Origin of the sequence: Lysinibacillus capsici, from assembly GCF_020217405.1 — a bacterium.
GTDB classification, from domain to species: domain Bacteria; phylum Bacillota; class Bacilli; order Bacillales_A; family Planococcaceae; genus Lysinibacillus; species Lysinibacillus capsici.
In genome coordinates this window covers 3,004,542-3,023,771 of sequence record NZ_CP084108.1, presented here as the reverse complement: position 1 = coordinate 3,023,771, position 19,230 = coordinate 3,004,542, and the positions used below count along the sequence as shown (strand labels likewise).

General features: G+C 37.5%; 26 protein-coding genes. 22 read left to right on the top strand and 4 right to left on the bottom strand.

The genetic code is table 11. The features are described 5' to 3' along the window. The first annotated feature begins 125 nt into the window (after positions 1–125). From LCP48_RS14945 to LCP48_RS14925, 5 genes are all read left to right on the top strand, one after another. Positions 126–1,052, top strand: coding sequence for an alpha/beta hydrolase fold domain-containing protein (locus tag LCP48_RS14945; RefSeq protein ID WP_004231098.1), 927 nt, complete (start codon positions 126–128; stop codon positions 1,050–1,052). Positions 1,053–1,451: 399 nt separating this feature from the next. Further along, positions 1,452–1,892: a LytTR family DNA-binding domain-containing protein gene (locus tag LCP48_RS14940; RefSeq protein WP_004231099.1), complete on the top strand. Its 441-nt coding sequence runs from the start codon at positions 1,452–1,454 to the stop codon at positions 1,890–1,892. A gap of 10 nt (positions 1,893–1,902) precedes the next feature. After that, on the top strand, positions 1,903–2,370 hold the full coding sequence (locus LCP48_RS14935; protein WP_009370200.1) for a DUF3021 domain-containing protein: 468 nt from the start codon (positions 1,903–1,905) through the stop codon (positions 2,368–2,370). Then, complete coding sequence (locus LCP48_RS14930; RefSeq protein WP_009370201.1) at positions 2,360–3,085, top strand: ABC transporter ATP-binding protein; 726 nt, start codon at positions 2,360–2,362, stop codon at positions 3,083–3,085. The genes LCP48_RS14935 and LCP48_RS14930 overlap by 11 nt, the downstream gene beginning before the upstream one ends. Next, positions 3,082–3,816: an ABC transporter permease gene (locus LCP48_RS14925; protein ID WP_009370202.1), complete on the top strand. Its 735-nt coding sequence runs from the start codon at positions 3,082–3,084 to the stop codon at positions 3,814–3,816. The genes LCP48_RS14930 and LCP48_RS14925 overlap by 4 nt, the downstream gene beginning before the upstream one ends. Before the next feature lie 36 nt (positions 3,817–3,852). Here LCP48_RS14925 and LCP48_RS14920 read toward each other — a convergent pair whose 3' ends face one another. Next, entirely contained in the window at positions 3,853–4,824 is a 972-nt protein-coding gene (locus LCP48_RS14920) for a DUF1385 domain-containing protein (RefSeq protein WP_050779473.1), read from the bottom strand. A 109-nt stretch (positions 4,825–4,933) separates the two neighbouring features. On the opposite strand from LCP48_RS14920, the gene LCP48_RS14915 reads away from it, so the two are divergent. The 13 genes from LCP48_RS14915 (at position 4,934) to accC (ending at position 13,639) form a co-directional block, all read left to right on the top strand. Further along, positions 4,934–5,362 (top strand): hypothetical protein, encoded by a 429-nt coding sequence (locus LCP48_RS14915; protein WP_009370203.1) that lies wholly within the window; start codon positions 4,934–4,936, stop codon positions 5,360–5,362. Positions 5,363–5,484: 122 nt separating this feature from the next. Then, positions 5,485–5,919 carry a type II 3-dehydroquinate dehydratase gene (gene aroQ, locus LCP48_RS14910; RefSeq protein WP_004231111.1) on the top strand — a complete coding sequence of 145 codons (435 nt, stop codon included), beginning with the start codon at positions 5,485–5,487 and terminating at the stop codon, positions 5,917–5,919. 2 nt (positions 5,920–5,921) lie between these two features. Then, positions 5,922–6,983 (top strand): M24 family metallopeptidase, encoded by a 1,062-nt coding sequence (locus LCP48_RS14905; RefSeq protein ID WP_004231114.1) that lies wholly within the window; start codon positions 5,922–5,924, stop codon positions 6,981–6,983. A gap of 17 nt (positions 6,984–7,000) precedes the next feature. After that, entirely contained in the window at positions 7,001–7,558 is a 558-nt protein-coding gene (gene efp / locus LCP48_RS14900) for an elongation factor P (protein ID WP_004231115.1), read from the top strand. A 195-nt stretch (positions 7,559–7,753) separates the two neighbouring features. After that, complete coding sequence (locus LCP48_RS14895) at positions 7,754–8,761, top strand: NAD(P)H-dependent flavin oxidoreductase (protein ID WP_004231116.1); 1,008 nt, start codon at positions 7,754–7,756, stop codon at positions 8,759–8,761. Between the two features lie 90 nt (positions 8,762–8,851). After that, on the top strand, positions 8,852–9,061 hold the full coding sequence (locus tag LCP48_RS14890) for a hypothetical protein (protein WP_004231117.1): 210 nt from the start codon (positions 8,852–8,854) through the stop codon (positions 9,059–9,061). 5 nt (positions 9,062–9,066) lie between these two features. After that, entirely contained in the window at positions 9,067–9,444 is a 378-nt protein-coding gene (locus tag LCP48_RS14885) for a hypothetical protein (RefSeq protein WP_004231118.1), read from the top strand. A gap of 12 nt (positions 9,445–9,456) precedes the next feature. Next, positions 9,457–10,368, top strand: coding sequence for a stage III sporulation protein AE (locus tag LCP48_RS14880; protein WP_004231121.1), 912 nt, complete (start codon positions 9,457–9,459; stop codon positions 10,366–10,368). 1 nt (position 10,369) lies between these two features. Continuing rightward, positions 10,370–10,513 carry a hypothetical protein gene (locus LCP48_RS14875; protein WP_004231124.1) on the top strand — a complete coding sequence of 48 codons (144 nt, stop codon included), beginning with the start codon at positions 10,370–10,372 and terminating at the stop codon, positions 10,511–10,513. A 62-nt stretch (positions 10,514–10,575) separates the two neighbouring features. Beyond that, complete coding sequence (locus tag LCP48_RS14870; protein ID WP_004231129.1) at positions 10,576–10,995, top strand: hypothetical protein; 420 nt, start codon at positions 10,576–10,578, stop codon at positions 10,993–10,995. Next, positions 10,996–11,550: a SpoIIIAH-like family protein gene (locus LCP48_RS14865; protein WP_004231131.1), complete on the top strand. Its 555-nt coding sequence runs from the start codon at positions 10,996–10,998 to the stop codon at positions 11,548–11,550. 200 nt (positions 11,551–11,750) lie between these two features. After that, positions 11,751–12,257, top strand: a complete 507-nt coding sequence (accB, locus tag LCP48_RS14860) for an acetyl-CoA carboxylase biotin carboxyl carrier protein (RefSeq protein WP_004231133.1) — start codon at positions 11,751–11,753, stop codon at positions 12,255–12,257. A 14-nt stretch (positions 12,258–12,271) separates the two neighbouring features. Beyond that, positions 12,272–13,639, top strand: a complete 1,368-nt coding sequence (accC, locus tag LCP48_RS14855; protein ID WP_004231135.1) for an acetyl-CoA carboxylase biotin carboxylase subunit — start codon at positions 12,272–12,274, stop codon at positions 13,637–13,639. A 176-nt stretch (positions 13,640–13,815) separates the two neighbouring features. Here accC and LCP48_RS14850 read toward each other — a convergent pair whose 3' ends face one another. Next, positions 13,816–14,223, bottom strand: a complete 408-nt coding sequence (locus LCP48_RS14850; RefSeq protein ID WP_004231138.1) for a hypothetical protein — start codon at positions 14,221–14,223, stop codon at positions 13,816–13,818. Positions 14,224–14,326: 103 nt separating this feature from the next. Here LCP48_RS14850 and LCP48_RS14845 point away from each other — a divergent pair, with 103 nt between their 5' ends. Together LCP48_RS14845 and LCP48_RS14840 are read left to right on the top strand one after the other, a co-directional pair. Next, positions 14,327–14,653, top strand: a complete 327-nt coding sequence (locus LCP48_RS14845) for a nucleoside triphosphate pyrophosphohydrolase (protein ID WP_004231140.1) — start codon at positions 14,327–14,329, stop codon at positions 14,651–14,653. A gap of 111 nt (positions 14,654–14,764) precedes the next feature. After that, entirely contained in the window at positions 14,765–15,175 is a 411-nt protein-coding gene (locus tag LCP48_RS14840) for an Asp23/Gls24 family envelope stress response protein (RefSeq protein ID WP_004231142.1), read from the top strand. A 95-nt stretch (positions 15,176–15,270) separates the two neighbouring features. On the opposite strand, the gene LCP48_RS14835 is transcribed toward LCP48_RS14840, so the two are convergent. Both LCP48_RS14835 and LCP48_RS14830 read right to left on the bottom strand, forming a co-directional pair. Then, positions 15,271–16,440, bottom strand: a complete 1,170-nt coding sequence (locus LCP48_RS14835; protein WP_009370205.1) for an MFS transporter — start codon at positions 16,438–16,440, stop codon at positions 15,271–15,273. Positions 16,441–16,569: 129 nt separating this feature from the next. After that, on the bottom strand, positions 16,570–17,472 hold the full coding sequence (locus LCP48_RS14830) for a MerR family transcriptional regulator (protein WP_004231145.1): 903 nt from the start codon (positions 17,470–17,472) through the stop codon (positions 16,570–16,572). 385 nt (positions 17,473–17,857) lie between these two features. Between LCP48_RS14830 and nusB the strand changes: the two genes are divergently transcribed. Both nusB and folD read left to right on the top strand, forming a co-directional pair. Further along, the gene (nusB, locus tag LCP48_RS14825; RefSeq protein WP_004231146.1) at positions 17,858–18,241 is read left to right on the top strand and encodes a transcription antitermination factor NusB; all 384 of its coding nucleotides are present in this window, start codon (positions 17,858–17,860) and stop codon (positions 18,239–18,241) included. Between the two features lie 31 nt (positions 18,242–18,272). Continuing rightward, on the top strand, positions 18,273–19,127 hold the full coding sequence (gene folD, locus LCP48_RS14820) for a bifunctional methylenetetrahydrofolate dehydrogenase/methenyltetrahydrofolate cyclohydrolase FolD (RefSeq protein WP_004231154.1): 855 nt from the start codon (positions 18,273–18,275) through the stop codon (positions 19,125–19,127). Positions 19,128–19,230 lie beyond the last annotated feature (103 nt).

The following is a 19,230-nucleotide window of genomic DNA, read 5'->3' as shown; positions in this document are numbered from 1 at the left end:
AAAATAAAGTTCGATAAAAAAATGCATTTTACCATCATCGATACTCAGTTTTAGTGGTTTGGCACATCACTTTATTAATCATTACATGTTTGGAAACAGAATGAACAATAAAAGGAGAGAAAAACATGAGTATAGAAATTTTTAATGGAGAACGATCTGTAGAGAGTGTGCAATTTGAAAAATTATTGTTTTCACAAAGTAATAAAAAGAGCTTTTCTAGTATTGAAAATGCTCAACAATTTATTAAGCAAAGAGGAACAGAAAATATTCACCCCTATGTGATTGGGGAGGATGTTAATCTTTTAAGCGATGTGAAGGAGCAAACATTTGAGGATATGCAGGTTTTTATTTTAAATGACCAAAAGTCCTCATCACAAATGGTGATTCTTTATATACATGGTGGAGCTTGGACAAATCAACCTTTAAATTTACACTGGTTGTTCATGGATAATATGGCACAAGCCTTAAATGCAAAAGTTATTGCGCCTATCTATCCAAAAGTGCCTCATTTTAACTATCAAGATACGTACCCAAAAATGCTCAGCTTCTATAAAGAGATTCTAGCATCTATTGAAAGCTCCAATCAATTAACCGTTATAGGAGATTCAGCAGGTGGAAATATAGCACTCGGTCTAATACAACAGTTGAAGCGGGACAATCTTCCTCAGCCGCAAGATATTATTTTATTGTCGGCATGTGTTGATATGAGTTTAGAAAATCCACTTATTCAGGAATATGAAGAAAACGATCCCATGTTAGCTAGTGAAGGAATGGAAGTCATAACAAAGATATGGGCAGCTGATAAAGCTCTGAAGGACCCATTGATTAGTCCTATTTACGGTGATTTTCAAGGGATTAGCAAGATTACTCATTTTATTGGGACTCACGAAAGCTTATATCCAGATGCAATACAATTTGATGAAAAGCTAACAGAACAAGGCGTTGCAATCAATACCTTTGTTTATCCTAAGATGAATCATGTGTTTGTTGTGATGCCGATCCCTGAGGCAGTGGATGCGCAACAAAAGATTATCAATATCCTAAGTAAATAATTCACAGAAAAACGTGTTTTGAGCCATTCAAAATACGTTTTTTTCTATGTACATTTTTAGCAGGTTTATTTATCTGTAGATGTTTGAAAAATAAAAGTGTCTCAAAACACTCAATCATTGCAATTGATTTGGGAAAATTTAATCAATCATTAGAGCTTACCTCCAATATTTTAAAAGCTCCTGAATAGGATGGGTGTTTTTACGTAAGTAAAAAAAGATTCTAAGTAAGCTAACTTGTACGTTTAACCCCTTTGGATAGGCCTATTTAAAGGGTGTTTTTATTGTTCGCCAGAATCTTTGAGATTACCGCTTATTCCTTGATAACGACCAGTTGTCGATAATCCATTTACAACATGTATGGAAAAATTTATAGTGAGGCGTAGAAAGGACAGTGATCATATGAAGGTGGAAATATCGATTGACCCTACATATAAAGAACCCAAAGTAATCATTCTCACAGATAAAATGACTGATGACATTGAGCATCTTATGCAAATTATTACTACGTCAGCGGAAAGCACTTTATTAGCTTTCTCACATAAAGGCGTTGAATTGATCGATAGTAAGGAGATCGTGCGTATTTATACAGAGCAAAAAAAGGTCTGTGTCCAAAGCATTCACGGTGTTTATACGGTACGTTTGCGTCTTTATGAGCTGGAGGAAAAGCTCAATCCTCAAATGTTTCTCCGTATTTCAAATGCTGAAATAGTTAATCGCTATATGATCAAGCATATGGACATTAGTAGAACAGGTACAATCGGAGTTGAATTAAAGAATGGCACGAAAACATACGCTTCTAGGCGTTATGTGAGCAAAATAAAGAAGCAATTAGGAATCTGAGGTGATAAATATGCGAAAAGACATTTTAACACGTATTATTGGTGGATTTTTGATCGGTATAGTGATGGGACAAATTGTGCAATTCTTTGTCTCGATGGGCATAGGGCAAGGAAAATATGTTTGGGTGGTGCCAGAATTTCGTACTTACTTTACAGATGAAATAATTGCAATTATTACTCAAATTCTATTAACGGGTGTGATAGGCATTACCTTTGCTCTTGCAGCACTTATTTTTGAAATGGCTAGCTGGGGAATGTTGAAGCAATATTTCGTCCACTTTTTCATAACGGCAATGATTTGGATACCGATTGTAACGCTACTATGGATGCCAAAAACAATGGCGAATGTTTTTTCTCTCGTAGCCAGCTTTCTCGGAACTTATATTGTGACATGGGTTTTACAATATCGATTTTCACAGCGTGACATAGAAAAAATTAATGCGATTCTTACTAATCGAGGTGAAGAGCATGATGATTAACATAAGAGATTTAACAAAGCTTTATAAAGAGCGTGTAGTCGTTAATCACTTAAATTTACAAATCCATCAAGGTGAACTTTTTGCTCTTTTAGGACAAAATGGCGCTGGCAAAACAACCACAATCAAAATGTTGTGTGGGCTCCTTTCACCTACAGAGGGGGATGCCACAATAGATGGAAAAAGCATTGTGCAAAATACACAGGCTGTAAAACAAGTGATTAATATTTCGCCCCAGGAAACGGCCGTTGCACCTAATTTAACGGTATATGAAAATTTATTATTATTCAGTCAGATTTATGGCTTTAAAAAAGAAAAAGCACAACAACAAGTATATGACAAAATGGCCTTATTCGGACTGACACCACATCAGCATGACAAGGCTAAGACACTATCAGGCGGCTATCAGCGTCGTTTAAGTGTAGCAATGGCCCTAATGTCAAACCCAAAGGTATTGTTCCTCGATGAACCGACTTTAGGAATGGACATACGGGCAAGGAATGATGTATGGAACACATTGAAGCGCTTAAAAGGACATGTCACGATTATTTTGACCTCCCATTATTTAGAAGAGATAGAGGCTTTGGCTGATCGTGTAGGAATTATGCATCATGGACAAATATGTGCACTAGGCACGAAACAACAATTGATCACTGAAACAGGCAAGCATTCTTTAGAAGAAGTATTCTTGGAAAAAACAGAGGAGGTGTTATTGTGAGGGTAGCTGCGTTTGCAACAAGGAATCATAAAGAGATTGTCCGCGATCCAATCACTTTATTATTTGGTATAGGCTTACCAATCCTTTTATTAGGCTTGTTTTCTGTTATGCAAAAAAATATGCCACTTGCTTTATATGAAATGAATAATCTAGCACCAGGCGTCATTGTATTTAGTTTTTCTTTTCTCACACTGTTTTCAGGAATGTTACTAGGAAAAGATAAAAGCTCATCCTTTTTAATGAGGATTTTTGTTTCTCCTTTGTCTGCCGCTGATTACATTTTAGGGTATATGATACCTTTACTACCAATAGCCCTGCTACAAACTTTTGTTTGTTTAGCTACCGCCATGTTTCTAGGGTTGCCATTTAATAAGTCGATCCTCTTTCTAATCCTTGTACTTCTAATGATCTCACCACTCTATATTAGTTTTGGATTATTATTTGGGACATTATTTACAGATAAGCAGGTAGGAGGGATATTTGCCATCTTTGTTAATGTGACAACTTGGTTAAGTGGAACATGGTTCGAATTAGATATGATTGGTGGAACATTTCAAAAGATTGCGCAGCTTTTACCTTTCGTGCACGCAGTCGATGCAGCTAGGGCTATCCTATATGCAGAGTATGCTCATATGTTTTATTCACTTATTGTCGTCTTTGGTTATACTGTAATTATGACAATTCTCGCCATCTTTATGTTTAAGCGGAAAATGCAAGGCAGTACAAAATGAAAAAAAGGCAGCTCCGACGTTGGGCTGCCTTTTTTATTAATCATGATTTAATGTCGCAGCGATTTCAGGTTGCTGCTCTACTTGGCGTAGCATATTAAAGGAAGCAATCGCTACTTCTACTTGATCGTCCTTCGGTTCACGAGTTGTAAGTAATTGGAGCCATAAGCCAGGGTAGCCAAGGAAGCGTAACACTGGAATATTACGGCAGGCATTTGTCGCTTGTAAGACTTCAAATGAGATCCCCAGAACAACAGGAATTAATAGAATACGATCTAAAATACGAAGCCACAGTGGATCTGTAGGCACAAAGAAATATAAAAACATCCCAACGAACACTGTGAATAATATGAAGCTACTGCCGCAACGATAGTGTAGGCGTGATTGAGCTTGAACATTTTTTACGGTAATGTCTAATCCAGCTTCATAGCAATTTATCACCTTGTGCTCTGCACCATGGTACTGAAATACTCGTTTAATGAGGGGCGTTAACGAGATAAAATATAAATAGGCTAGCAGTAATAATAGTTTAATACCGCTTTCTAGTAAAATTTGTCCCGTTTTTCCTTCAATCCATTTTGAGAAAAAATCAGCTATAAAAACAGGAATTAATGTAAAGGCAAATTTTCCAAATAAAAAGGAAAGAATACCTACTACAGCAACGCCTAGTATCATTTGAAGTTTAGAGCCTTCTTCTTTATGATCTTCCTCTTCACCAGGTGCCACATCATAACGATCCCCAGCAAATTGCATGTGACGAGAGCCTAAGCCAGCGGATTCAATCAGTGCGACCACGCCTCGTACAAATGGGATTTTTTTAAGCTTTTGTAAAAAAGGTTTTTGTACTTTTTTGAAATGATAATAATCAATGGAATCATCGTTACGACGAATGGCTGTAACAGTATGTTCCTTTCCTCCGAACATCACACCCTCTAATTGTGCTTGTCCCCCGTATACAGGTGAATTGCTCAAGGCTAACACCACTCTCTTTATATATTTCAACTGTACCATTGTACTAAATTTAGTGAAAAACCTCTACAATTACGCATAGTAAATTTTCTATATGGCTACACTAAACGTACATTTTAGGAAATAATTAGTGTGCATAAAGGAGAGGTATATGATGAAAGTAGCGACAATTACAGCACTTGTTAATGCGCTTGTTTTAGCGCTGTGCTTAAAAGGTTTACATTATTTCCATCTCATTAAATGGCATCCGATAGGGTTTTATAAAAAATGGAATTGGTTTGAAGAAAGCTCTAAATTATTTCAATGGACCTTTTTTATTTTTCTACTATTTATTATCGGCTTATTTTTATACATGACTATGCGCTATGTATATATCATTCCAGCTGTCTTTTCTTCCCTTTTATTAGGTCTGTTGGTGACCATCACATTGGAATGGATTGCTTTAGATTTACCATTACAGCTTACGTCTTTTAAAAAACTGTCAATTCCCTTTATGGTGACCGTTATTTGTTTATTACGTTTCTTGCTTGAAACCGCCAATTTCCATCAAAAGGAACATACGGCACAAAAACAAAGTTGAAGGTACAAAATATCCCCTTCGTTTAAGGGGGTATTTATGGCACCACTAGTTGAAATTAGTTGCTGAATGCATGGTGTATGATAAAATAAATGGCAAGTACATAGAAAGAGGCGAATAGAAGCGTGAAGTTATTATGTTTGAATGGACCTAACTTAAATCGACTTGGTAAACGAGAGCCACATATTTATGGACATGAAACATTGGATGATGTTCGAGAAAATGTTCAAAATCTTGCGGCATCTTTAGGTGCTACAGTTGAATTTCGTCAATCCAATCATGAAGGGGTACTAGTAGATTGGGTGCATGAAGCAGAGGACGAAAAATATGATGGTATTATCTTTAATCCTGGTGCATATACCCATACAAGCATCGCATTGCATGATGCGATAGCAGGTATTTCCGTGCCAGTTATCGAAGTACATATTTCCAATATCCACAAACGTGAGGCTTTCCGACATCATTCCTATCTTGCTCCTGCCTGCCTTGGTCAAATTTGTGGACTAGGTACGAAAGGCTATGAACTGGCACTACGTACATTTATCGAGAGGGAGAATTGATTATGTTGAAATTACAAAAGCTACGTAAAGCACTTCAAGAACAAAGCATCGATGGTATTTTAATTACGAATGGGTACAACCGTCGCTATATGACAGGTTTTACAGGGACAGCAGGCGTAGCAATTGTGTCTCAAAATGATGCTGTATTTATTACAGATTTCCGTTATACAGAGCAGGCTGCTGCACAAATTCAGGACTTCCGAATTGTCAAGCATGAAGCCACAATTATTGAAGAAATTGCTACTCAAGTAAATAATATGGGTATCAAATTATTGGGCTTTGAGAAAGATACTGTAAGCTATGGCACTTATGAACTGTATAAATCGAAGATTCAAGCAGATTTAGTGCCGATTTCTGGGCTAATTGAAAAAATTCGCTTGATTAAGACGGAACAAGAGATTAATATTATTAAGGCTGCGTGTGAAATTGCAGATCACGCATTTACACATATTTTAGGCTTCATCAAGCCTGGTAAAACCGAGCTTGAAGTTTCGAATGAATTAGAATTTTTCATGCGTAAACAAGGAGCAACTCAGTCTTCGTTTGACACGATTGTTGCGTCTGGTCTTCGTTCAGCATTACCACACGGCGTTGCAACGAATAAAGTGATTGAAAAAGGCGACTTTGTTACATTAGACTTTGGTGCGCTTTATAATGGCTATATTTCGGATATCACACGTACTGTGGCTGTGGGAGAACCATCTGAAAAATTGGTAGATATGTACAATACAGTCCTTGCTTCTCAACTGTTAGCACTTGAAAAAGTGGGTCCTGGATTAACAGGCATTCAAGCGGACGCGATTGCACGTGACTACTTAAAAGAAAAAGGATATGGCGAAGCATTTGGTCATTCTTTAGGACACGGTATTGGTCTTGAAGTACATGAAGGCCCTGGCTTATCGATGCGTTCTGATACAGTGCTAGAGCCAGGTATGGCCGTGACGATTGAACCAGGTGTTTACTTACCTGGAATCGGTGGTGTCCGTATCGAGGATGATATTTTAATCACAGAAACGGGTAATGCACTACTAACACATTCGTCAAAAGAACTCATTATTTTATAAACTATGGAGGAACACAAATGATCTCAGTAAACGATTTCCGTACAGGTCTAACAATTATTGTTGATGGCCAATTATACCGCGTGTTAGATTTCCAACACGTAAAACCAGGTAAAGGTGCTGCATTCGTACGTTCTAAATTACGTAACCTACGTAACGGCTCAGTGAATGAAAAAACATTCCGCGCTGGTGAAAAAGTTGAAAAGGCACAAATCGATAATCGTAAAATGCAATATTTATATGCACAAGGTGACGAGCATGTATTTATGGACTTGGAATCATATGAGCAAACTGAACTAGCTTCATCTGCTATTGAGTATGAATTAAAATTCCTAAAAGAAAACATGGAAGTGCATATTCAATCTTACCAAGGTGAAATGTTAGGTGTTGAATTACCAAACACTGTTCAATTAGAAGTAACAGAAACAGAACCAGGAATCAAAGGTGATACAGCTTCTGGCGGTACAAAACCTGCTACACTTGAAACAGGTCTAATCGTACAAGTACCATTCTTCGTTAACCAAGGTGACGTTTTAATTATTAACACGGATGAAGGTTCTTACGTTTCACGTGCATAATGATCGACCTACTCTTTTCGATTAAAGAGTAGGTTTTTATTTTTTTCTTATACATATACTGTCAAACCGTTCATTTAATGTGATAATAGATAGAAGCACTAGTTAATTTTTATTGAAATACTATCAAGTGTCTATCATCAGATAGATGGTCATTACTGGTAGAATTGTTTACAATCAGAGTAAGGAGTGAAAGGTATGTTACAAACAACATTTGATATGCGATATCCAATTATACAAGCACCAATGGCAGGCGTGACATCGCCTAAATTTGTGGCGGCTTGTGCTGAGGCAGGGCTATTAGGTTCAATTGGTGCTGGTTACTTAGATGGTGAACAAACCAAGCAGTTTATTCAAGAAGTGAAGAAGTTAACGACAAAGCCCTTTGCGGTTAATTTATTTGTGCAAGAAGAACCCAAAATTGATATCGAGGTTTTACAACAAGCCAGAATGGCACTGCAACCTTTTTACGATGAATTAGGATTATCCCCTGTACAGAGCGTAACATCAAAGGAAGTTTTTGCAGGACAGGTTCAAGCTGTGATTGAAGAAAAGGTAGCGATTTGTTCATTTACATTTGGGCTGCCATCTCCGGCGGTTCTTAAACAATTAAAAGAACATGGCGTCTATACGATTGGTACTGCTACCACATTAGAGGAAGCCATACTAGTGGAGCAAGCAGGAATGGATGCAGTTGTATTACAAGGGGGAGAGGCTGGTGGTCATCGAGGCTCTTTTACTGACCCTTTGCAATTAATTCCATTACATGACTTACTACAACAAGTAGTGGGAAAAGTTGCGATTCCGATTATAGCTGCGGGAGGCCTTGTGACCAAAGCGGATATTCAAAAGGCACTTGAAAGTGGGGCACAGGCAGTTCAAATTGGGACGGCTTTACTAGTGGCAGATGAATGCGAAATTTCGCCACTCTATAAAAATGCTGTATTGGCATCAAAAGAACAACAAACGACGATTACGCTTGCATTTACTGGTAAACCAGCAAGAGGTTTAGCAAATGATTTTACGAAACGTATGGAGGATGCGACAGTAGCACCCTATCCGCTACAAAATTATCTAACGACTACCATTCGTAAGGAAAGTGCTGAGCAAGGTAATGCGGAATATTTATCCATGTGGATGGGTGAAAACAGTCATCTCATACAGCAAACGGATACGGTCAAAAACATTGTGAGCAAACTATTATAATTTTTAATCGTAGAAGATCTCTATACATCTGTATAGAGGTCTTTTTTTTTGAAGAGCGACATATATTGCTGTACACGAGGGGGCGTAGGAATGGAATTACAAGACGTATTAAGAGTTGCTGGAGTGGGACTAGTCGTTGCGCTTCTTCATGTTTTCTTTGATCAAACAGGGAAGAAGGAGTTTTCATTTTTCCTCTTTTTCATTGCTTATTTATATATGACAGCAGAATTACTTCGATTTTTACGTCTATTCTTTCATGAGATTTTAACCTTCTTCCAATGGCTTACCTCATCCGGGTAATGTGAATGGAAATTGTCATCGTTGCTGTTGTCATGCTGCTTTTATTATTGCTGATAAAAGAAGTTATACAGCCACTCCATGCGCTAATCAGTGTGATGTTTTCTTTTTTGCTTTTTGGCATGTTGTTCTCGACACTTTTATTGCCGTTCACCAAACAATTGTTAGAAACACTTGCGTTTTTACCTTATGCAAAGGCTATTTTAATCAGTGCAAGTATGTTCTATGTCGGGCAGTGGTTGGCATTGCTTTTGGCAGAACATAATTATAAAGTGCTCGGGAACATCGTTTTTGCTGCAGTGAAAATTGTGATTTTGCTGTATTGGTTCAAAGAATTTCTGGCTGTTCTACAGGAGGTGTCGGCCATTTTAAAAAGGCTAAACTAAGGAGCGAAGCCATTGCAGGAGCAAATATTATCGTTTTTAATCGACCCATTCTTTCTCTTGCTCAAGATGACACTCATGCTTTGCAGCTACGTCATCATCATTTTGATTGTGAACATGCTATTACCAGAGTTTGAAAAAGGGACAAGGATACTTTTTTTTCTTATCGTTTTAGCAACAATCGGTCCTGTTGTTGTCAACTCCTTTACATTAATCGATGAAATTGCACAAGGACTAGCCCATCTATTTACAGCATTTTATCCAATTCTTACATCGAGCTTTTTATTATCCAGTAGTATTACAGCGATTGCTTCCTGGCAGCCTTTTTTACTGTTTTTTGTACAAGTCCTCACCATTATCAGTAGTAAGTGGCTTATTCCTGGCGTGCTTTTGGCCATTGTCTTTGATGTATGCAGTGTGATTGTTAAGGAAATATCCTTTACTCGAATAGCTGAATTGATTCGATTTACAATTATGAGCATCGTGTCGGCCTCAGTTATTTGCTATGTCTTACTAATGACCGCAAGCGGTGTAGCAGCATTTAGTGTCAATGCGGCTGTAGCAGAGCCCGTCAAAAAATTAATTGAAGAAAATATTCCAGTTGTAGGTTCTTTTATTGTAGATAGTTTTTCGATGTTTCAGCATATGACTCAATTTACATCTTCTCTTACAAGTATTAGCGCCTTTATTGCCGTCATTACGGTGTCTTTTATCCCAACCGTACAGCTTGTAGTTAGTGCCTATTCTTTGAAAATGCTTGCTGCTATTTTAGAACCGATTGCCTTTGATGATATTTGTAGACTACTAGATCAAGTTAGCAAATCGCTATTTACTTTATGTGCTGTATCATTTTTAATTGCTTTTTCATTTATGTTTTCTTGTTTTTTCCTCATTGTGTTCGTACAAGTCATGGCAGGGGGGAGATAGATTGATTCTTTTATTAGCATTGCTGTTTGTCTGTCAGATTTTTGTGTTTCTAACGGATGATAAGGAAATAATTTCGCTGACAAAGTTGGTCATCACGTTAGTATTTTTGCAATTGCTATTAAAGATTCCATTTATCAATTCATAGGAAGAAACAAGCGTACATACACTTGAAAAAGAGAAGATGAAAGGAGGCAATGTACAAGTGATGTGGAAAAGACACGAAAAAAAACAACGTCATTAATGGTATTAATTTTGATAGCTGCCTCCGTGGGAATTTTCATCATTTTACCTATGTATCAAACGAATTCAACAAGCGACAAAGGTTCACCGCTCACAAATGAAGAAAAACTTGAGCAAACCCTGAAGGCAATGGAAGGTGTTGGGGAGGTTAAAGTCTACTTTTATTATGGAGAGATGACAGATGATCAGGATGCCAATAAACTATTCAGCCAATATTTTCGAGGGACTGAACAAGGCGCGAAAAACGTGACAGGAATGCTCGTTGTTTCAGAGGGTGCTTCCGATATCTTTGTAAAAAATGAAATTCGTGCTGTCGTCAGTCAAGTGATGCAATTACCGATTCATCGAATTATTATCGTTCCAATGGAAAATAAGGAGGAAAAGTAAATGCGCGTACGTAGAAGAACAGTTTGGTTTATGACATTATTAAGTTTAGTAGCAGTCATTTCAGTGTATTATTTGGTAGATCCAGCAAAGCAATTCAATGGTCTTACTATTTTTACAGATGATACACTGCAACAAACAGCTGTCACAGGTGTTACAGATCAGGAAGCAACAAATGATATAACACAAGAAGTATCTTCACCAAGTCACTTATTTGAAGAAATGCGTATGCAGGTTAGTGATGAGAGAAGCCAACTTCGTGAACAGTTAACACAAAAGATTGCCTCAGAAGAATATTCTGCCGAAGAAAAAAATGAGGCATACAATGAAATGGATGGCCTGATTAAACGTGAATCAGCGGAAGCTATGCTTGAGATGCTCGTAAAATCATTAGGCTACTCTGATGCGTTTGTACGTGCTGAGGGAGAAAAAGTGTCGGTGACAGTGATGGCAGAGGAATTGTCAAAAGCACAAGCAAACGAAATTATTTATCTGGTAAAAACAGAGATGGAAGGCGCAAATGATGTGCAAGTCAAGTTCAGTGCAAATAATTATTAAAAAATAAAGAAAAAAATAAATTTTTAGTTAATTCATAAAAGGTTGTTATATATCAGCTTCATGAAAAGGCTTTCGCTTAGTAAAGGAAAGCCTTTTATTTTGTTCATATTTACTTAATTTTCATTTAACTATTTCAAATTGATACGAAAAAATATAGAATAGTTATTGTAGTAGATTTTAATTCATAAGGAGAGTTAGAAATGTTCAAAATTCAAGAAATTCGTGAAATTATCAAATTAGTGGATTCTTCTTCAATTGACGAGTTTGTGTATGAAGTAGATGGCGCAAAAGTAAAACTTAAAAAGAATAATGTTGTTGTTACAGAAACTGTAGCACCTAAAAAAGAAGTAGTAGCCCCTGTTGTACAACAATCTGCACCAGCAGAAGCTCCAGCAGTAACACCTGCACCAGCGAAAGAAGAAGCGCCAGCACCAGCTGCAGCGGCACCATCAGTTAACGACCCATCGTTACATAAAATTGTATCTCCAATGGTCGGTACTTTCTATCAAGCACCAAACCCAGATTCTCCTGCATACGTAAAAGTGGGTGACAAAGTAGGGGACGAAACAATCGTATGTATCGTAGAAGCAATGAAATTATTCAACGAAATCGAAGCAGAAGTGCAAGGGGAAATCGTTGAAATTCTAGTTAAAGATGGCGACTTAGTAGAGTACGGCCAACCATTATTCCTTGTAAAAGCTGAGTAAGGAGTGCAAAACAAATGAAAAAAGTTTTAATTGCAAACCGCGGCGAAATCGCTGTGCGTATCATTCGTGCTTGTAAAGAGTTAGGCATTCAATCGGTTGCTGTGTACTCTGAAGCAGATGCTGACGCATTACATGTGAAGTTAGCAGACGAAGCTTATTGCATCGGACCGAAGCTATCAAAAGATTCTTATCTTAGCTTCCCAGCGCTACTTAGTGTAGCTGAAAAGACAGGTGCTGATGGCATCCACCCAGGATATGGCTTCGTATCAGAAAACGCTGATTTTGCTGAAGCTTGTGAAAACGCTGGCATTAAATTTATCGGTCCATCCTCTGATTCTATTAAAATTATGGGCATCAAGGACGTTGCACGTACAACAATGGAAGCAGCAGGCGTTCCACTTGTTCCAGGTACTGGTATTGTACCAGATATCGAAACGGGTAAAGAATGGGCTGCTAAAATTGGTTACCCTGTCATCATCAAAGCAACTGCTGGTGGTGGCGGTAAAGGAATCCGTGTAGCACGTACAGAAGAAGATCTTGTAAAAGGTATTGAAATTACGCAAAAAGAGGCTGCTGCAGCATTCGGTAACCCTGGCGTATATTTAGAGAAATTTATCGAATACTTCCGTCACTGTGAAATCCAAGTTTTAGCAGATGGCTACGGTAACGTGGTGCATTTAGGCGAACGAGACTGTACGGTTCAACGTCGTATGCAGAAGTTAGTAGAGGAAGCTCCATCTCCAGCCCTATCTTCTGAGCGTCGTGCTGAAATGGGTGCAGCTGCAGTAAAAGCGGCACAGGCATGTAACTATGAAGGTGCTGGCACAATCGAGTTTATCTATGACTATCAAGAGGACAAGTTCTACTTCATGGAAATGAACACTCGTATTCAGGTTGAGCACCCAGTAACAGAAATGATTTCTGGTGTAGATCTTGTACAACAACAATTAAAAATTGCATCTGGTGAGAAGCTTCCATTCACACAAGATGATATAAAATTAAATGGTTGGGCGATTGAATGCCGTATTAACGCAGAGAATGCCTATAAAAACTTCATGCCTTCAGCAGGAACTGTTGATACGTATATAACACCAGGTGGCTATGGTGTACGTATTGATTCTGCTGTGTATGCAGGCTATACAATCCCACCATATTACGATTCAATGGTAGCAAAACTAATTGTTCATGCGGATACACGTGAAGAAGCGATTGCAAAAATGAACCGCGCTTTAAGTGAATTCGAAGTATCTGGTCCTGGAATTAATACAACCATTCCATTCCACCAAGCACTAATGAACAATGACGTCTTCAAATCAGCACAATTCAATACAAAATTCCTAGAAGAGAACGATGTATTGGGCGTAGCAGAAAAAGTGAAGTAAGCGTACGCAAGTTTAAACCTCCTAGCTTTTATTAGTTAGGAGGTTTTTTATGTCTAAGCAAAAATAGATAGAGGACTTACTTGCAGGTAGGAAGATCAATCATAGAAGAAAGATTGACCGTTATAGAAGCTTAAACCGTTACTAATTGAAGTGTGGTGAAAAAGATTATAAAAGTTCTATTTTATAGATAGAAGATCGTTATCTGGTGTTAACATACCATTCTTTGTTGAATAGTCTCCTATGTTTCTGTAAAGCACAGCTGTTTTTATCGCATGGCCTTCTTTCGCAAATACAAGAAGGAAAATATCTTCCCGTACATCTAATCCACTAATACTACCTTTAAATTGAATGTCCATTGTTTCTTCAATCGCATCTTTCGTTGTATAAGGTCCAAAAATTTGCGCTTTTTCCCAATCAAAATCCGTTAATTTATTTAGTGAAACTACAGTTGTACCAATATTTGCTTTTTCCATTATATTTTTCGCAAGCAATGTATCTTCACTAGCACTATTCCCAAAAAATAAAAAACACATTGTAAACATGAGGACAACCCCACCGATACCAAACAACCATTTTTGTAACATACTCTACCTCTACTTTATCTTATATCAATTCTATATTATAGAAATAATACTATATAATAGAAGATAGTGATAGTAATCCCCCTGAAAAGGAGTTAAACAATGGATGCCTATATACAATAAGCTAGTGAGGGATAAAATTTTAGAAGTAATGGAAGCGAAGGGTTTATCCTATCATGCACGCATTTTAGAACCTAGTGAGCTGATAAAGGCAATAAAAGCTAAAATGATAGAAGAAGCTACAGAATTTTACGAAGCCGAGGATAAAAAAGAAAGTGTTGAAGAGCTCGCAGACATACTGGAGCTCATTCATATGGCTATCGGTGTGCTAGATGTAAGCTTTGACGAGCTAGAAGCGATCCGTGAACACAAGAGAAAAGCTCGTGGAGGATTTGAAAAGGGAATTTATTTAATCGATGTAGTGGATCAGTAAAGTCAGTTTTAAATTAAAACGGCTTTCGACAGCCAAACCTTCCTTTTTATAGTATAATAAATGTAAGTACAGCACTTGTTTGTGATGTGTAAGGGAAAGGATGATATTTGTATGGCAGAGAAAGTAGGACAATCTTTCGTACAACCAACACCTTCTGGGAAAGAAGAGCTTGGAAAAATTGAGGTAGCGGCAGAGGTGATCGAGGTTGTGGCTGGGATTGCTGTCAATGAAGTCGAAGGCATTGCTGCAACTCGTGGGAATATTGCGACGGGTGTCGTGGAACGTTTCGGTAAAAAAGTACACAATAAAGGCATTAAATCAGGTGTAACGGAAACTGGTGAAATTGCAATTGATGTATTTTGCTCTGTGAAATATGGATATGCCATTCCTAAGGTAGCAAAAGAAGTTCAAACGCAAATCCGTCAGGCTATTTTTAATATGACGGCACTAGAAACAGCAGAAGTAAATGTGCATATTACAGGTATTCACTTTGAAAAAGAAGAAACCGTAGTGCATGAATAAAAAAAGAAAAGGATTGCCCAATGATGATTCGTTCATCAAAGGGCAGTCCTTTTTATATGGATTTCTCTAGGGTTCATGTGGATGTATCGCTATTTTTATAATTCTATATGCTTTGGCTTTCTCCAGAATAACGCAAGTATGACGCCAAGCACCAATACGATTGTAGCAAAGTAGTATGGATAGTTCAGATTGATATCGAACAATACCCCACCTAGAATTGGGCCAAAAATATTACCAAGACTTGTAAACATAGAGTTCATTCCACCAACAAATCCTTGTTCATTTCCCGCAATTTTCGATAAATATGAAGTAACAGCAGGTCGAATTAAATCGAAGCCTACGAAAATAAAGAATGTAACGAATAAGATGGCAAAATAATGACTCACGATCGTCATGGCGAATGTTAATACTGCTGAAAGGATTAGTGAGTAACGAATAACATTAATCTCACCCATTTTCTTTGTCAGCCAATCAAATAGTATTAATTGAGCTAGTGCCCCAACAATACCACTTCCTGTAATAATTATGGCAATATCCGATGGTGTAAACGCAAATTTGTGATCGACGAATAAGCTAAACAATGATTCGAATGCAGCGAGGCCAAATGATAACACGAAAATAAGAATGAATGGTATGAAGTAGAGTGGACTAAACACACGCTTGACACTACCTAACATGGATTGTGCTACTTCTTCATTGTCTGTAGCACGTGTTGGCTCTTTTAAAAACAGCAATGACAGGATAGCTGCGAACAGACCAAGTACCCCAGCTGCATAAAATGGGACACGTGTACCAATTTCAGCCAAAAATCCACCGATCCCAGGACCAATAATAAAACCTGTGCTAATGGCTGCACTCATATAGCCAAGTGCCTTAGGGCGCTGTGCCAATGTCGTAATATCAGCTATATAGGCGGTTACGGCTGGCATAATGAAAGCTGCACTCACGCCACCTAACATACGCGAGACAAAAAGAATTTCAACAGAACGACCAAATCCAAATAAAAATTCAGAAAGTCCAAAAATAAAAAGACCTGCAACAATCATAACTTTGCGGCCAATAGTATCAACAAGCTTACCTGCAATTGGTGATGCAATTAGTTGTGTAATGGCAAAGGCTGCCACCATATAACCAACAACAGAACCAGAAATATGCAGTTCATTCATGATGGTTGGTAAAACAGGGATGACTAAACCGATCCCTAAAAAGGCAATGAAAAGATTAGATAATAAAATAGCTAAGGTTATATTTTGCTTCTTGCTCATAAACTTCTCCTTCTAATTGTTCGCGATACATGTTTTCAATCTACTAGAATAGAATATTTCCATGTAATACGATAAACCCTATAGTAACTATAGGGTCAAAAGATTTGTTTTTATTTTTTAAAATTTTTATCAGTTTGGGAGTTCTAGTAGGGAGTTATACGAATGCGCCACTAATTTTTCGGAGCATTTTTGTGTCTCTTGTTTTTGCCTAATCTTTAATTCTACTATAAATTTCTTTTCTTGCTCCATCGTGAGCGTTGCGGGCATGTATAGCTCATATACTTGTGACTCAAATAATTCCTGCTGAGCTAATACATGATTTCTCAATTTTTCATAGAATGAAAAATAAGTATCAGGGTCGTAAATAAAGGCAATGCATACATATTTACCTCCAGGAATAATGGTTTGTTGTATGTTTGGTGAAAGCTGCGAAAATGTGCGCTCCGTTAATAGAGGAGTGAAAATAGCATCATAAATGATGTCATTGACATCTTTATAAGGCTCTAGTGGATAAATACAACCATAACGACTGTTTAAGACACTGCCTTCCTTTTCGATGATTTTAATTAAAGTGGCATAGTATGTACTGGTGCTCGATGTGGGTGTTAATTCAGTAGTGGTTACTTGAAGAACGGGCATTGCTTCCTCTATCTGCACATAAATCTCACCGAAGACTGGGATATCAATTTGCTCTTGTAATTGCTTTTTTGTTTTCAGTAGGGTATTTTTTGCTTCGTTTAAACGTGAAATTTTTTCATTGATGCGTAGCTCCTGCTGTGCTAAAAAATCAAGCAATTCCTCAGAGGTTAATCTAAGTGCTTTTTTTATATCATCGAGCGTCACGCCGATATATTTAAGGGACTTTATAATGTCTAAATAGAATAGCTGGTTGCCTTTATAATATCGATAATTGGTGAAGGTATCGATATAAGCAGGCTTAAATAAATCAATTTGATCATAATAACGTAATGTCTGAACCGATAAGTTTGAAAGTTTGGCAACCTCACCTATCGTATAATAATGTTCCTTCATAAATGGCCTCCACTAATAAAAGCTAAAAAAGTTTCGAATGGCATCAAAACGAATTTTATGCTTGCAATCCACCTAGTAAAATAGGAGAGATTTACGTTCCTTCATTTGTTGATATTGTTCTTCTCTGTCAACCATTTTAAATGTTTTTTGCAGCTAGGACATATAGCTTCATGTTGCATTGTGACACCTCTAAAGTTTTTTCTTTATTATACCATTACGAACAGGAAACATTCATTTTTGAGTACCACTATTCCATGAGAAGTGGGCTTAAACAAAAAGTTCCTTGAAAAAGGTTCAGATTATTGAAAACTTGCTTGAAATCGTGTTTCTCGTGTGATTTTATGCTATTATAAACCTTAATGCCACTTAAGAAGGAGAGCTTTACATGAAACGACATGAAGCACGCGAAAAAGCGTTGCAAGTTTTGTTTCAGCTAGACAATACGGATCTAACCGTTGAAGAAGCAATGGGCCATATTAAAGGTCAACCTACCAATGCCTTCTACGAAAAGATCGTGAATGGAACAGCTGAACATCTGGAGGAAATCGATGCTACATTAGAACAGCATCTTGAAAAGTGGTCACTTGCCCGTCTACCCAAAATTGAAAGAACGGTTTTACGTTTAGCTGTATATGAATTGTTATACATGCCAGAAACACCAAAAAGAGTAGTACTAAACGAAGCAATCGAGTTATGTAAAACATTTGGCGATGATAGTTCATCTAAATTCGTCAATGGTGTACTTTCTAAATTTACAGAACAAGAATAATGTGTTGAATTGGAAGGAGTAACGAAGGTTTATGTCAAGTGCAATTATTAATGGTAAAGAGATTGGTCAAGAAATTCGTAATGCTGTAGCAGAGCGTGTCATTCGTTTAAAAGAGCGAGGTTTGACACCTGGTTTAGCGGTTGTGTTAGTTGGAGACAACCAGGCATCAGCTACATATGTGAGAAATAAACAAAAATCTTGTGAAGCGATTGGTATGTTTTCAGAACTCATTAAATTACCAGAAAAGACAACGCAAGAGGAATTACTAGCAAAAATTGAGCTTTTAAATCAACGTAAGGATATTCATGGTATCTTAGTTCAATTACCACTCCCAAAACATATTGATGAGGATACAGTCATTGCAACGATTGCTGTCGAGAAGGATGTCGATGGATTCTCACCTGTAAGCGTTGGAAAAATGATGCTTGGCCAAGAAACATTTTTACCTTGTACACCGTTTGGCGTGATGAAGCTTCTTGAGTATTCAGGAATTGAAATCGCAGGAAAGCATGCTGTAATCGTAGGTCGTAGTCATATCGTTGGTAAACCAATGGGACAACTACTTCTACAAAAGGATGCAACGGTAACCTATACACACTCTAAAACGCCAGATTTACCTTCATTTACAAAACAAGCAGATATTTTAATTGCTGCAGTTGGACGTGCAAACTTTATTACGAAAGAGCACGTGAAAGAAGGGGCTGTTGTTATTGATGTAGGCATTAATCGCGATGACAACAATAAATTATGCGGTGACGTAAACTTTGCAGAAGTAGATGGAATTGCGTCTCATATTACGCCTGTACCAGGTGGTGTAGGACCAATGACCATCACGATGTTACTATTCAACACAGTGCAAGCAGCTGAAAATATGCTTGCAAAATAAAAAACCTTTTGAAGAAAGTCATCTCAACATTGTGTGAGGTGACTTTTTTGTTGTGTAAAATCAGAACTTTTCTTCGATTTGGTCGTCTAATGTAACGTTTGGA